This window comes from uncultured Subdoligranulum sp., from assembly GCF_937890665.1.
Genome location: NZ_CALADU010000024.1, coordinates 1 through 14,335, shown reverse-complemented (window position 1 = coordinate 14,335; position 14,335 = coordinate 1). Strand labels below are relative to the sequence as shown.

The window sequence follows — 14,335 nt, the reverse complement described above, 5'->3', positions numbered from 1 at the left end:
TGGCGCAGCGGGAGGGATTCGAACCCTCGTGCGATTGCTCGCAAACTGATTTCGAGATGTTTGGTGAACCACTCGGATAAAATCCGTAGAAAGTTTTTGAGTAACTCCAGTTCCCAAATCCACTCGCACACACTCCTGCCGATTCACCTGATCGTAAGCCTCCGGATGCGTTAGAAAAGCCGTAGATAACACAAGGCACTCCGACAAAGGAAATCAAAAAAGTCCAGTAAAATCAAGGGGTTGCGAGGTCAGGCAGAGAAACAGCCCACACGATTTCGAATTATATGAACAAAGAGTCGCTGGGAGATATTAGGACGATTTAGGACAGCAAAAAGTCAGAGTTATCAAGGGTTTCCACTAACTGAATACATCAAGCCGTTCTCCCACAATGGCAGTAAAAAAGCCGTTTTTCAAGCAAAGTGTTAGAAAAGCCGTAGATGACGGCGGAGTGAATAGTCGTTTAAGTAACTATGGGTTCCGCCTCTCGAGTAGGACAAATTCCCAGAAGAAAGAGCCTGCTGTTGACAACTGGGGCAAATGAAATCCATGACAGAATAAGGAGAGCAAGAATGAGTACAGATTACTCGGCCTTACTGCTGGAATACCCTGCAGTCATCAGCAAAGACCAGTTATACCGGATTTGCCATATCAGCAAGCGGAAGGCGACATGGCTTTTAGAAAATGGAATCATCCCATGCAGGGACTCAGGGAAAAAGACACGGAGATTCCAAATTTACACGGCAGATGTAGTGAATTATCTGATCACATTAGAGAACGAGCCACAAAAGGTTGCAATCCCGGTTGGGATCTTTACAAGTAACAAATATCGAAAAAAGCGGGAGAACCCGGTGGCGCATCTGCCACGTTCTGAGCTAAAAAAACATCTGTGTTTAAAATGGCGCAGTGAGCCTGATGCCCTTACAATAACTCAGATTTCCAAAATAACCGGCTACAATATGCAGACGGTAGGTCAGTGGATCAGCAAAGGAAAACTTCAATATGTATCCTGTCCCGACGGAAGAAAGGTTGCGAAGCGGTGGCTCATACAATTTATGACTGATTATATACTGGCTTCTCCGTACCGCCTCTCTTATACCATGAGGCGCATCATGGAGGATCTGGATGGGTAGTGTCTACAGCGGCAGGTCATAAGAAACCTGCCGCTTTTTATGACTGTTCATATCTGTGGAAGGAGACAAGAAATGGCCAACAAATTTTTTGAAGAACTTTCAAGATGCTTGAGAAAAAAGGAAATTGAATCAGCAAATTACGAGGACAAGCGGCTGGAGGTGTTCCTCCACGGCCAGCCTGTCCTCTTCGTTTCACCGGCCAACGATGTGTTCCTGCTGCCTGCGGGAAGCAAAAACGAGGAGGCCAGTGAATTGTACCATCAGGTGGCCATGGATGCGGACGAGGTATACAGTTATGTGGAAACGATGCAAAACGCCCCCCTGCTCCATGCCTCTGGCCTGCATGAGGACTTCCGCCTGCTGGCGGACTTCGGCGGCGCGGTGCTGGCAGGCCAGGAACGAGAAAATGGCCAGGGGTATCAATTTGTAACCTGGATCTGGGACTATGACCGAACTGGAGTCAGCCACGGTCACTACTATGAAGATGACTTCCAGAGCGCCAAGCAGGACTTTGCTGTCCGCTCCGGCCTGATCCCCAGAGCGCAGTTATTTACCCCGGAGGAACTCACAGAATTGTACCGCGCCGCGGAGCATTGGTTCTATGAAGGCCCGGAGCTGGACTACAAGCAGCAAAAAGCCATTCAGGAGGCCAGAACAAAAATCGAGTACACCGTCCCGGATCTGCAGAGCCGGTTGGAGCAGGCCCAGAGCCAGGAACCGCAAATGAATTTATAGATCCTACGCTGAACAAGGCGGGGGCCGTATCATCTGCCATCGGACAGAATACGGCCCCCGCTTTTTTGTTTTCAGAGCAGAAAAAGCAAGTGAGGTGCTCCGTGTGGATCCCAAAAAACTGAACAGTTATGTCGGGGTGGTCAATCAACCACCTCCTAAGTGGAGTAGTGTGAAGAAGTGGCTGCTCCACATCAACTATGCGCCCGGCTATGCCCCGGAGCCGGAACAAAAACCAGTGTGCCGGCAGTTCTCCCGCTGCGAGGGCTGCCCCTATCCCGCCCACGGTTTCCTCTGTTGGGGCGGCGAGGATGACTGTATGCGCACCAGAGTAAAAAAACTGAACGAAAAGGAGTTGGAGCATGAGGATCAAAGCGGCTTTGTATAACGCTGATCACTTGGAATATGGCTTGGTCACTATCCCCTTCCCCATCCCGCAGGATCAATACAACGACACGATCAAGATGCTGGAGGCGCTGGATATCGGAGACCCGCGGGCAAAGGATTGTATGGTGGAGGAGATCGAAGGCTGCGTTCCCAGTCTGAAATGCCTGGAGGGACACAGAATCAATGTGGACGAGTTGGATTACCTCGTCAAGCGGTTGGACAGTTTTTCTGACGGGGAGCTGGCACAGTTCCAGGGGATGGTGGTGAAAATGGGACTCTCCGATATGACCGACCTCATCAATTTGACCTTTTGTTGTCAGCAGGCCACGGTCATCACGGACTTTTCCGACTTGGAGCAGATTGGCCGGGATCACTACATGAACCTACATGGTGGCTGCGCCTCCATGGAAGAGCTGGAGCGGTTAGATGCACGCAAGACAGCACTGGATCTGATTCTCAACGACACCTCCGGCCAAATTACTCCCTACGGTGTAGTGTACGACAACGGTACGATGTTAGAACAAGTTTATGATGGCCGACATTTTCCGGATTTCTACTATAAGAACAGTATGGCATCTGTATTACTTTCATTAAACAATCAAATGAATGAACAAGAAACACTATATTTCCCATGTGCTGAAAGTGAAATCACTCGGACACTATGCCGTTTGGGTGCAACACAGCCGGAAAAATTTACTGCGACGCTGATTGCTACCGATGATGATATCAGCCCAGCGGTCAGGAGTGTTTTTGAAGGCGAATATCCTCTAACGGAACATTTGAAGACATTAAATGCATTGTCTAAGTGCCTTCAATTGTTTGATGCACAAACTTTGGACAAATTTCATACCGTTTTCGATACTATCTGGCCTGATACCCCAGAGGAAATATTATGGATTGCAGAGAATATCTATGATTTTACTGTAATCCCCGGCATAAGCAACGCAGAAGAATATGGGCAACATTTGATTCAAGTCTCTGGACATTTTGAAGTTAAATCTGAGTTGGATTCATATATTGACTATCAGAAATTTGGAGAGCATTACATCAAGAAGGAAGGCGGAGTATTGGGGGATCGCGGCTATGTGGCCTATTTGGGAAATAAACCTGAAATTGAGGCAATTGTCATACGGAGGATAACAGCAGAACAGAATACACAAGATTTTCAGTTGGGGGATTTTTCTTAATGTGGAAGGAAACCGATCTTCCCAAGGTGAAGATGATCGCCCATGTACTCCTCGATATGCCAATCGCGCCAACCTCATTTTCGCCGGCTATCGTCAGCCATCCGTTTACAAGTACCGGGGTTACCGCTACTCAAAATGAGGATGGCAATATCACTGTGGTCGACTTGCTCAACAACAAAGAAGACTATGCCAAATGGAAGGAGATGGTGGGCAAACAGATTGACAGTGCTGAAAACGCTTGTCAGGTATTTTTCCTTCTTAACAAGCCCTATTATCTGACCTTTCTCAAATTTACCGCCCCAGTCCTTTCACAGGAGGATCTGGGCCAATTGCTGGCTCATGCGTGGATCTTGGAGGAGTGCCCAAACCAAGACCGCAATGTGAGCAAAAGAGAACTGCTGACTCTATTCCATTCTGTCCCGCCGGAACTTCTGATGGACGAGGAGGAGTACGCAGTTTATCAGTCGCTGGAGGATCCTGTGACTGTCTATCGTGGTGTTACCTCCTACAATGCCAAAAACATCAAAGCACTGTCCTGGACGTTGGACCGGGATACGGCAGAGTGGTTTGCCTACCGCTTTGGTGAGGAGGGCACCGTCTATGAGGCTCAGATCCAGAAAGAACACATTCTTGCCTTTTTCAACGGTAGAAATGAGTCAGAAGTTGTGGTAGACCCCAAATACCTGGAGCAGATCATGGAGTCACCGGAGCCAGAGATAGGGATGCGGATGACCTGAATTTTCTCCACGATTTGTAGTAGACTTTCATCACAAGTTGTGGTATTGGTTGTGTTCAAAAAACAGAAACGAGGTGATCGAAGTGAAAAAACAAAGTAGTTTCCAACAGACGCCCCCCTTTGACCTGCGGCCCGCTTCCGTTGAGGAGGCGGGCCTTTTCTATTCCAACGATGAGCGGGACGAGGCACTGGGCACAGTGGGCCACCTCCGTATGGACTTCGGCTCCGGCGGGAAGGGATTCCACCACACCTGGTGGCCCCACAACGAAGACCGATTCAACACCCCGGAGTTCAAGGAGGCCCTGCAGAAATTTGTGGATGCCATGCGGCAGGACGGGCCGCTGAAGAACTTGGCAGCCATGAACACCTATTGCTGGCACAACGGAGGTGAAATTGCAGAAAACGACCGCGTCTACGGATTTATTTCGGAGACAGAACATTACCGTTTTTGCTTGCGCTGTACCCCCAGGCCGGGGGATTACCAAGGCTATCTGTATGTCTACGACCTGCGCCAGCAGGAGATGGCCAGGCAGGACAAGCTGGTGGGCCGAGTGAGCTATGCCAGCGGCGAGAAACAGGAATTCACCGATGCCGGGCAGTACCTCCAGGCCATCCGGGAGGAACTGCCCTATCGGGACACCACCGGATTTTGCTATGAGACCCTGACAGTCGCTCCAGAGGTGAAAAAGGCGGTGGACGACATCCTGCTGGACTTCGCCGGCGAGGAGAACCCCCGCCGGGTCTGCAACTATGGTCTCACTGAGGCCGGAAAGCAGGCCCTGCGGGATGCTGCGGACCCCAGCAAGCCTCACACCTATTCCTGGTTCGTGATGACTGACTGCAACACTTCGAAGGAGCAGATCCACAGGGCTTTGACACTGGATGGGGCGATACAGCTCTACCAAGACAGCGACCGGCCTGAGAAAAGGCTGGGCGTCACCAAGGACGAGATCGCCACGGTGGATTTGGTTCGATTTTGTGATGGAGAACAGCAGTTCTTTGAGGACTACCGCAGGCTGGAGAGTTTCCGGGATGACCCGGCCATTTCCGATGCAGCGGAGACTATCCGGCAGGAGCTGAAACAGACAGCGCCCCAAGAGGACATAACGATGGGAGGAATGTGAAGTGCGAGAAGTACCGAGAGAGTGGCTGGAGTTCATGCGGGAGCAGTATCCCAAAGGCAGCCGGATTCGATTGATTGAAATGGCGGACGATCCCCATCCCCTCCCGGAAGGTTCCATGGGGACGTTGGATCATATCGATGATCTGGGCACCTTCCACGTGAAATGGGACAACGGCCGGGAGTTGGGGGTGGCCATCGGGGAGGATCGATTTTCCGTCCAGCCGCCGGAGCCAACTCTTCTCAAGTTGTATTTGCCCCTGACCGCCGACTTTTACCCGCGGGACGAGTGGGGCGATACGTCCGAGGAGGGCGAGGAGTGGGATGGCCGGACGCTGCTGGACTACGAGGACCATATCCGGGGCGCCCTGGTCAGAAACCGGATGCCGGAGGAGAAAGAACGGGGCGTTATGCGCTGGTACGATAAACAGGACAGCCTGAATGTCAAAGTGCGGTCCGCGGAGTTCAACGCAGAGGAACGCAACGGCCAACTCTGGGGCGTGGCGGAATGCCGGGTAGTTGGGGAACTCTCCCCGGAGGAACTTTCCTCCCTAAAGGACTACCTCACCGGCCAGGCATCCGACGGCTGGGGCGAGGGCTTTGAGCAGAGAGAAATCGAGATTGATGGCGGCGAACTCTATGTTCACCTGTGGCAGTGGGACAACTGGAGCATCCAAACAGAGCAGGAGCGGTTCGCCCCCAAGGTCGCCGAGGGCCTGCCGGAGCTGTGCTTCTCCACCTTGGCCTCCAACGGCCAACTCATCTGCATCCGGCGGGGCGAGTCCGGCTACTATCCCTCCCAGTGGGATACCGGAGACAAAGAGCGCAACGTGGAGCTGGCAGACGAGCTGAATGAGCGGCGTGGCGTCACCCCCGCCCAGCGGCAGGCCATGGAGATCGGAAGCATGGCGGGCTGGGATGTTCCTGGGGCGGATCCTGCCAATTATGAAATTCAGAGAGAGGAACAGACAGAGGGAGGGATGACCCTTGGATAAGAAGATCTTCGAGGTGGAGATCAGCAACGGCGGGCCCGAAAGCTATAAGACCTCCGCAGTGCTGACGATGCCGTGTACCCAGGCGGAGCTTTGTGACGCGCTCCAGAAGGCCCGTGTCCAGGACGTCAAAACTTGCCGCAATGAGCTGACCAGGATCCGCTATCCCGGTATCACAGCGGATATGATCGGTCGGAATGTGGATCTGCTGGAGTTGAACCTGCTGGCCCTCCGACTGACCATGCTGGGTGAGGATGACCGGATGGGGCTGGACGGCCTGCTCCAGATCGAGAAGGAAAACCACACTGCTCCCTTTCCCCTCTCCCGCCTCATCAACCTGACCTTCAATGCGGATATTTGCCTTCTGGCGCCCCAAGTCTCCAATACCCAGGAGCTTGGGGCGCTTTTGTATGAGGGGGAGATGCTCTCGGAGGAGGCCATGGCCCTGGTGGATACCATGGAGGAGGACAGCAGCTTTCGGGAGAGGTTGCTGGAGCTGCTGGGGGAACAGCACCAGGAGGAGCACAGCGGTGTGTTCACCAGCCGGGGCTACGCGGAGCCTGGCAGTGACTTCAAAGAGGTATATCGGAAGGGCGAGATGTTCTGCTTTGCCCGCCCCAGCGCCCCGGTGGTGCTGGAGGTACGCAAGGGATTTTTTGACGATCCCAGCTATGATAACGATAAGACCACTATCTTGAACCTCCCCGCTTCAGACGCCGACATCTGGCGGGCAGTGGGAGAGGTAGACGCGGCCTCACTGGACGAGTGCGCCTTCCGCTGTATCGACTGTGAGATCCCCTCTCTGCGAGATGCGGTCGATGACGCCATCGAACAGGAGGGCGGCATCGGCATGGCAAGCGAATTCGCAGCAAACCTGGCACAGAAAAAGCAGAGCTGGCATGAGGCGGACTGGGTCAAGTACAAGGCTCTGCTGTCTGTGGCCGGGTGCCCCAGCCTGCAGGACGCCATCCAGCTCATGCACGGTCTGGACGATTACGACCTCCGACCGGATGTGGCCGCGACCTGGGATTATGCGGAGGTGGTCTTGCGGGAGAAGTACCCGGATCTGCCGGAGGAACTGTTCCAGACACCCCAGGCCGCTATGGTTGGACGGCAGATGCTGGAGGAGAACCACGCGGCCATCACCGACTATGGCCTGTTCCGCCGGAAGGACAACGGCCAGCTGCCGGTCTTCCAGCGGGAGCCCCAGGCGATGGACAGTCCCCAGATGGGAGGGATGTGAGCATGCTGGATTTCGAGAGTCGACGCATCCGTGATCTGCGGGGGATCGACTTCTCCAAACTGGAATTTGAGGATCTCCGGTGGAAATACGGAACCTTCCAGAGCGTCAGCACCGGCTCCGGCTGCGATAAGAAGTACAGCTCCTGGTCCGGCGTCAAAACCCGCATCGGGGAGATCGAGGAGTCCGTCTGGTACCAGGCGGCGGAGAAGCTGATCCGAGGAAAGGGCGAACAGGAGCTGCTGGGATATTTGACCCAGTGGTGTTCAGAGCGGAACTTTCTCAAGGAATCCGCCGGTGAGATCCGGAAAAAGGCACTGCAGCTCCATGTTGACCGCATCTTCGATCATCCCCGCTGGGTAGACTTTGTCCCATTCAACCGCCAGTACCGGCCGGAGATCTTGCAAACGGCCCATCTGGTGACCGTGGTCAACGAGTGCTGTCAAAAACCCGGCGTAGTCACTCAGGAACAGATCGATGCCTCTGACAATGGGACCGTCGCCTGCCCCTGCTGCGGCAGATGGAGTCCATTTCGCGTTCTTGAACAGGCGATTCAAACAGAGAGCGCGGCCGGGCAAACAGAGGAAGCAAAGGGAGGGATGCATCTGTGTTAAATCATCAGGACAGGCTGTTCGATCTGCTGGACGGCATGGAAATGACCAAATCGGAGCATGATTGGCTGGAGTTGCGGTTTGCCAATATGACAGAAAAAGAGAGGCTCCTGTTCACCGGCGCGCTGGAACTGGAGCGCCCGACGCAAGCTGACCGTGTGATGGAACTGGCGAACCAGCTTCCCTGCTTTGATCTGTACTACGGAGCCGGGGACGACGAGGCCCTGGGCCGGTTCGTCCTGGAACACCTGGAGCGCCCCTCACCGGAGGCTATTCCCTTCCTCAACGCGGAACAGGTAGGCACGGCCTACCGGGAACGGGACAAAGGGATCTTTTGCCAGGGTCACTATGTACGGAAATCCTCCCTCATGATCCCCATGCCGGAAACATCTCAGCTCCTTCAGCCGGCGGTCGGGGACTATGCCATCCGGGTCAGGCTGGCCAGTCGGGAAAACATGGAGGGTGTATGGGTGGGTTTCCCCGATACCGGGGACCACATGGACGCCGCCCACCCGGACGAACTGCTGCTGGGGCTGGACGAACTCCACGCGGAAACGCTCAGCGAATGCATCGTGCTGGAGGCGGACTGCTGCCTGCCCCAGCTGGAGGAGATCCCCGACCAGTATGCCTCCGCAGGTGAGCTGGTGCGCCACGCTATCGACTTCGGCTATGCCTGGGCGGAGCGGGGCCAGGGAGAACCCCACTGGCTGGACAAGTGGCAGGCGGTGCTGGAACTGGAGGACTGCCACCGGCTGGATCAGGCTCTGGATTATGCCCAGAACCTCCGGCAGTATGCCTTCGTCCCCCGTGGTTTAGACTTGGCGGAGTATGGCCGGGAACTGGCTGTCCGGGACGGCGTCATCCCAAAGTCCGGCCTGCTGGCGGAGTGCTTTGACTGCAGAGCCTACGCCGAGGAGTATATGAACCAGCACGGGCTGTCCGCCACAGACCACGGATATGTCGCGTGGAACGGCGGCGAGATCTCCTATGAGTACAGCCAGCCGAAGCAATCCAACAGCCCCTCCATGTCCATGTAACCGCCGCAATTTTGTTGGATATTGGTATGGCTATTCCGCCCGGAGTGTGGTAGTGTTTGCGGCAAAGGAGGCACAGCCGATGGACGAACGCAAACAAATCGCCGAAGATACCCTGGACCAGCTCATCGAGCAGGCTCTGCGGGAGTTGGACCGCGTCGAGCCGGATGGACTGGCAGAAGAAAGAATGTCCGATATCAGCGACGAGATCCGCCGTGACCTCCGGCTGGAGGAAACCCAGCGGACGCTGATGCTGGATTACATCACGCAGCTCAATCGCGTGGCGCAGAAACAGCGCCGCTGCCTCTACATCCAAGGGGCAAAGGACTGTGTCCAACTGCTGCGGGGTCTGGGGGTGATCAAATAAAATAAGCAGAACAGTATCTGAAATCATGCAGGGGCCGTTTTCCGAATGGGGACGGCCCCTTCTTTTTTTGCGCCCTTTTTCGGGAAATCAGGTCCCGGAAAGGAGCGACTATGGAAAAAGAACGGCTGGCGGAATATCTGGAGCAGTATCATCTGGGAGAGTTCAACGCCGCCACCAGCCGGGAACTGGAGCTGACCTTCGGCATCAAGGGCATCGAGGTGCGCCATCTGGTCAATCAGCTGCGGCGGGACGGCGTACCCATCGCCAGCAGCGGGAGCGGTTACTTCTACGCCGCCACAGAACAGGAGGTTCGGGCCACCATCGCCCATCTGACCCGGCGGATCAGTGGCATCGCCGCCGCTATCCGCGGGCTGAACCGCTCCCTGGAACGGTTCGACACGGAGCAGACCTGCCTCCCGCTGGACGGAGGTGATCCCCCCTGAACAGTTTTATGAGCTGGGTGGGCGGGAAGAAAGCTCTGCGGGAGGAAGTAGTGAAGCGATTTCCCCTGTTCTATGAGCGGTATGTGGAGGTGTTCGGAGGCGGCGGCTGGGTGCTGTTTCATAAAGCCCCCGGCAACGACTTCGAGGTCTACAACGACTACAACGGCCTCCTCGCCAACCTGTACCGCTGTGTGCGGGACAAGCCGGATCTGCTGATCAACGCCCTGAAATATGTCCTCAATTCCAGGGAGGACTTCGAGCGGGCGCGGCTGGCTCTGCGCCGTAAGCGCACCACGGATATTCAGCGGGCGGCCTGGTTTTACCAGGTCATCCGCCAGAGCTACGCCGCCGCTCTCACCAGCTTTGCCAGCCAGCCTCACGATATGTGGAGCAACTTCCCGCTCATTGAGCAGGCCCACCGACGGCTGGCGGATGTGGTGGTGGAAAACCAAGACTTCCAAACACTGATCCGGCACTATGACCGCCCAGTGACCTTCTTCTACTGCGACCCACCCTACCACGCCACAGAGGGGTATTACCAGAACATCGGTGAGGACGGCTTCACGGAACGGGACCACATCCGCCTGCGGGATGCCCTGCTGTCCATGGAAGGCAAGTTCCTGCTGTCCTACAACGACGATGCCTTCATCCGGGGGCTGTACGATGCCCCCGGCATCCAGATCGAGCCGGTGACCCGGCTGAACAACATCCGACAGCGATACGACCCTAACTGCCAATTTTCCGAGCTGCTCATCGCCAACTATGACATGGCGGAGCGCGCTCATGCCACAACACAAATCAATCTGTTTGACTTTCAGAAGGGAGAATTTGATGAAACCTATGTATTTTAAGCTCTACCACAATCCTGAGAACAAGACCCTGACGATCCCCCGCGCTGCCCTCCAGCTCTCCGGCCTTGCGGACGCGGAGGAGCTGATCCTCCACACAGGCGGCGGATATGTCCTGGCGGCACGGAATGCATTGAGTACCCTGGAATGCCTGCACCTTCTCCAGTTCCTCACCTCCACTGCCGCATCTCTGCTCCTCCAGCTGGCGGTATTCAGCCAGGAAGGGGCGGAATTTCCCGAGTGTGAGGACACCCTTGAGGAGGAAGATGAAATGGACGATCCCGGCCTGACCATCCCCACCTGTCTACTGGAACTGGCCGGACTGGATGAGGCGGACAGCCTGGAGGCCGTTGCGGAGGACGGCCGGGTGATCGTATCCAAGGCAGAAGATGATGACCCCAGCGAGCACAGAGAGGAAGACCCGCTGCAGGAGTTCGACGAAGGCTTCCGCGCTATGCTCCAGGAGGGCAATGTGGACCTGGATGCCCTCCGGCGGCAGATGCGTCAGGAGAAAAATCATGCGTGAGACGTATCTCTACCCATATTCCGCGGAGGAGGCCTGCCGACGGGGAGAACAGTCTCTGTGGAGGGCCAGTTATCTGGAGAACATTGACTGCAAGGATGCCATTCAGAAAGCCGTACGACAGCACTACGACGGCGACCATCTGGACAAGAAATGCCTGACCGAAGTTATCCAAGAGTTCGGCTATAAGCGGACAGCCTGGGTGCTGGCCAACACGGTTCAGCAATTGGAATGGGGTGGCCAGTACAGTTCCGAGAATAAAGCATGGGCCAGTCAAATCTATATCCCACCAGATAAACTCCACAATCTCAGCTTTGTGGTGCCAACCCGCTCCGCTGTACTGGATGGAGTGGTGGACCAATACCGCACGGCATATCGGGCGCTTGGACTCTTTGGACCCAGCCAGTGTGAACCAAACTCCTTTGAAGATCTGAACTACGAGGGAAAGGTGCTGGTGCTCTCTTCGGATACCCTGAAGGAAACCTACTGGACACCCCAAGCTCAGCTCTGGTATGTAATATAGACCCCATACGAGCAAAGCCCCTGCAAATTGGGGCTTTGCTCGTTGTGGATATATTCACAAAGAAGAGTGTATCTCAGTATTTTTCATATTCTTTAGCATAAAAACGCTTTAGAATAGAAGATAGGCGGTTCACCTCTTCCTCTAATTCGTGGATGCGTTTGTTTTTTGCTGCGATTATAATATCTTTGCCTTTGTCGGTGACAGTCGGTTTAATAGGACGCTTTGCGGAATTGTAGTTACAGCGCAGCGATTGAATTTGAACACGGTACTCCGGATGGTTATATAATGTTGTTTTTGATACGCAGGCACGTGCAGCCACAGAATTGAAGTTTACCGCCATATTTTCACGCATAAGGGATTCAATTGCCGAATCAATCCGCTGCTTGACGCTTTCACTTTTGGTTTTCGCGTGCGATAAAAGTCCGTTTACATTACGCGCATGATTATTTGACATTTTCTCTTTCCTTTCCAACGTATTCACGCCCCTGTTTTCCAGCAAGATGTCTTGTCTGGCCTGACCTTAGAACCGTCACTATTTCCTCATATCGTTCCAAGAGGTGCTGGTTCTTTTCGACCCACACCTCACGGCCCTGGGCTTTGCCACGCTCAATTAACATTTTTGTCTCTTGAATTTCAAGCTCATATTGCGGCAAAAAATCTGGCGTGGTACAAAGATTGCGACAAGTAAGGCATGGGTTCAGTTGCGTAAAACAGTCTTGCTTTTTGGGTTTCATGCAGAAGCCAAGCGGCATCCGGACAGCGTCCAGATTGTACCTGATATACTCCCATTCAATTAAATCTTCATTTTCGATGCCAGAAATATCGATTTGTTTGAGTTGTCCGGAGGCAGTTATTTTGAATAGACCGTTCTTGACGGCCTGTTCCCATGATTTACGCAATGTAGTATCTAATACCTTTGCATAGACAAGGGTCATCTCAGGAGACATATGCGCCATCCATTTCTGAACATGTACCAAACTCATGCCGTTGTTTATCAGTTCTACACCCTTTGTATGACGGAAAGCGTGGAGTTTAAAATGATATAGATTTCCTAAATCATCAACGATGCTAAATTTCTGTGCTAATTTATTCAGGGCCTCGCTGATTCTGTGGGGATCTGGTGCCATTCCCATGCGCGATCCACTATAACGATTAAATAACAAATGCCGAGGATTATTCGTTTCTGTACTCTTCTGTTGTGCGATTTGAGCCACGGATTCTACAACAACTTTGACCTCCTCAGAGATTGGGATGCGGTGCCCTATAGTACGAGTTTTTCTGATGTCGCCTTTTAAATACCATCCTTGCTCCGTATATTCAAGACAGTTATCATACCGAAGATTTAATACATCAGAGATCCGCCACCCAGACGCAATTAGAATAATTACGACAGGGATAAATTCAGAGGGCGTTAGAAATTCTAAGTGTTCCTTTAACTGTGCCATTACACCATCGGGTATGTACTTGATTCGCTCTGATTTTGGTGGCAATGTTCCAAATAAGGGGATATCCTCATGGAAAAACAGTGAGGGCACTGGAAGCAACGGGGATTCAGGATAATTAAACTGCTGTATCCGAAGAAGAAAATTACGTGTGCTTAAGAGCTTGTCTAACTGCCGCCTGGTTTTGGAGGGAAAAGTGTTCAGATATTGTTGAATAAAATTTTCAATATGGCGACGAGTAAGCTGCCTCAGGTTTGTCCATTTGGGCTCGGCATCTGCAATAAACTGTAGGAAATATGTAATTGCATCTAATTCCAAACGAACCGTTGATAAGGCACAGATTGTCAACCTTGTTTTTATATATTTCTTTGCGAGTCTTTGGAATGCTGGCGGTATAAATGTGAAGTTAATCAGGTGATTTGTAGCATGTACAGGAATATCAACTGAAGGGATTTTCCTGCAATCCCAAATATCCTTTTCATATTCATCCCGTGTATCATAAAAATCAGAGAAAAACAAATACAGTTGATAAATCTGGGCACGGTACCCCTGCCTTGATGACTTGCGCCCGGACAGTGCTATATAATCAAGCCATGCGGGAAGCATTTCCTCAATCATGATTTCAGAGAAGCTGTTAACCTGTGGATAGGCTTCTTGGAGAAAATGTATGAAATATTTAAGCATAAACTGATAATCGGACCAGAGTGATGATGGGCTAATGGTTTTCTTTGAAAGCCTGGTTGCCAGATAGTATTTTATCTCTAAACGCAAAAGTTGAGGATATTCAAAAAAAGTTATACGGCGTGTTGTGAAGCGTTTCTGTCCAGCACTGTAGTCATTCCAAAATGAGTCGTTTAAATTCCATATGTCCTTTTCCCAGTAGTTTCCGGATATAAAGCGCTCCATGTCTTTCGCTTTCCCAAAATCTGGTGTCAGTTGATGGTTATACGCCAGATTCATTTTTTGTGCCTCCTTGTATTATAGAGTAGTAGTTATTAGAGCCCCTCTCCAAGGGCTGTG

At 52.9% G+C, this 14,335-nt stretch carries 17 protein-coding genes; 15 read left to right on the top strand and 2 right to left on the bottom strand.

Annotated features, from left to right (window positions below; genetic code table 11):
* The first annotated feature begins 569 nt into the window (after nucleotides 1-569).
* From Q0526_RS01365 to Q0526_RS01295, 15 genes are all read left to right on the top strand, one after another.
* A complete protein-coding gene (locus Q0526_RS01365) occupies nucleotides 570-1,130 on the top strand; it encodes a hypothetical protein (protein WP_087384730.1) in 561 nt (186 codons plus the stop codon).
* A 72-nt stretch (nucleotides 1,131-1,202) separates the two neighbouring features.
* Complete coding sequence (locus tag Q0526_RS01360) at nucleotides 1,203-1,865, top strand: hypothetical protein (protein WP_087384728.1); 663 nt, start codon at nucleotides 1,203-1,205, stop codon at nucleotides 1,863-1,865.
* Nucleotides 1,866-1,968: 103 nt separating this feature from the next.
* Nucleotides 1,969-2,250 carry a hypothetical protein gene (locus tag Q0526_RS01355; protein ID WP_140394184.1) on the top strand — a complete coding sequence of 94 codons (282 nt, stop codon included), beginning with the start codon at nucleotides 1,969-1,971 and terminating at the stop codon, nucleotides 2,248-2,250.
* A complete protein-coding gene (locus Q0526_RS01350; protein WP_087384727.1) occupies nucleotides 2,225-3,436 on the top strand; it encodes a hypothetical protein in 1,212 nt (403 codons plus the stop codon). The genes Q0526_RS01355 and Q0526_RS01350 overlap by 26 nt, the downstream gene beginning before the upstream one ends.
* On the top strand, nucleotides 3,436-4,173 hold the full coding sequence (locus Q0526_RS01345; protein WP_087384725.1) for a hypothetical protein: 738 nt from the start codon (nucleotides 3,436-3,438) through the stop codon (nucleotides 4,171-4,173). Before Q0526_RS01350 ends, Q0526_RS01345 begins: the two co-directional genes overlap by 1 nt.
* 82 nt (nucleotides 4,174-4,255) lie before the next feature.
* A complete protein-coding gene (locus tag Q0526_RS01340; protein ID WP_087384723.1) occupies nucleotides 4,256-5,296 on the top strand; it encodes a hypothetical protein in 1,041 nt (346 codons plus the stop codon).
* Between the two features lies 1 nt (nucleotide 5,297).
* A complete protein-coding gene (locus Q0526_RS01335; RefSeq protein WP_154041140.1) occupies nucleotides 5,298-6,287 on the top strand; it encodes a DUF4314 domain-containing protein in 990 nt (329 codons plus the stop codon).
* The gene (locus Q0526_RS01330) at nucleotides 6,280-7,527 is read left to right on the top strand and encodes a hypothetical protein (protein ID WP_298730100.1); all 1,248 of its coding nucleotides are present in this window, start codon (nucleotides 6,280-6,282) and stop codon (nucleotides 7,525-7,527) included. Before Q0526_RS01335 ends, Q0526_RS01330 begins: the two co-directional genes overlap by 8 nt.
* Nucleotides 7,528-7,529: 2 nt before the next feature.
* The gene (locus Q0526_RS01325) at nucleotides 7,530-8,138 is read left to right on the top strand and encodes a hypothetical protein (protein ID WP_204834247.1); all 609 of its coding nucleotides are present in this window, start codon (nucleotides 7,530-7,532) and stop codon (nucleotides 8,136-8,138) included.
* Nucleotides 8,132-9,172: a hypothetical protein gene (locus tag Q0526_RS01320; protein WP_225123463.1), complete on the top strand. Its 1,041-nt coding sequence runs from the start codon at nucleotides 8,132-8,134 to the stop codon at nucleotides 9,170-9,172. The genes Q0526_RS01325 and Q0526_RS01320 overlap by 7 nt, the downstream gene beginning before the upstream one ends.
* A gap of 79 nt (nucleotides 9,173-9,251) precedes the next feature.
* Complete coding sequence (locus Q0526_RS01315) at nucleotides 9,252-9,536, top strand: hypothetical protein (protein WP_087384719.1); 285 nt, start codon at nucleotides 9,252-9,254, stop codon at nucleotides 9,534-9,536.
* A 110-nt stretch (nucleotides 9,537-9,646) separates the two neighbouring features.
* A complete protein-coding gene (locus Q0526_RS01310) occupies nucleotides 9,647-9,979 on the top strand; it encodes a hypothetical protein (protein ID WP_087384717.1) in 333 nt (110 codons plus the stop codon).
* A gap of 8 nt (nucleotides 9,980-9,987) precedes the next feature.
* The gene (locus tag Q0526_RS01305) at nucleotides 9,988-10,830 is read left to right on the top strand and encodes a DNA adenine methylase (RefSeq protein WP_154041138.1); all 843 of its coding nucleotides are present in this window, start codon (nucleotides 9,988-9,990) and stop codon (nucleotides 10,828-10,830) included.
* Nucleotides 10,811-11,353, top strand: coding sequence for a hypothetical protein (locus Q0526_RS01300; protein WP_154041136.1), 543 nt, complete (start codon nucleotides 10,811-10,813; stop codon nucleotides 11,351-11,353). The genes Q0526_RS01305 and Q0526_RS01300 overlap by 20 nt, the downstream gene beginning before the upstream one ends.
* A complete protein-coding gene (locus Q0526_RS01295) occupies nucleotides 11,346-11,873 on the top strand; it encodes a DUF3849 domain-containing protein (protein ID WP_287553673.1) in 528 nt (175 codons plus the stop codon). Before Q0526_RS01300 ends, Q0526_RS01295 begins: the two co-directional genes overlap by 8 nt.
* 73 nt (nucleotides 11,874-11,946) lie before the next feature.
* On the opposite strand, the gene Q0526_RS01290 is transcribed toward Q0526_RS01295, so the two are convergent.
* Both Q0526_RS01290 and Q0526_RS01285 read right to left on the bottom strand, forming a co-directional pair.
* Nucleotides 11,947-12,327, bottom strand: coding sequence for a DUF6262 family protein (locus Q0526_RS01290; protein WP_297709380.1), 381 nt, complete (start codon nucleotides 12,325-12,327; stop codon nucleotides 11,947-11,949).
* Nucleotides 12,317-14,275, bottom strand: coding sequence for a tyrosine-type recombinase/integrase (locus Q0526_RS01285; RefSeq protein ID WP_298730079.1), 1,959 nt, complete (start codon nucleotides 14,273-14,275; stop codon nucleotides 12,317-12,319). Before Q0526_RS01285 ends, Q0526_RS01290 begins: the two co-directional genes overlap by 11 nt.
* Between the last annotated feature and the right edge of the window lie 60 nt (nucleotides 14,276-14,335).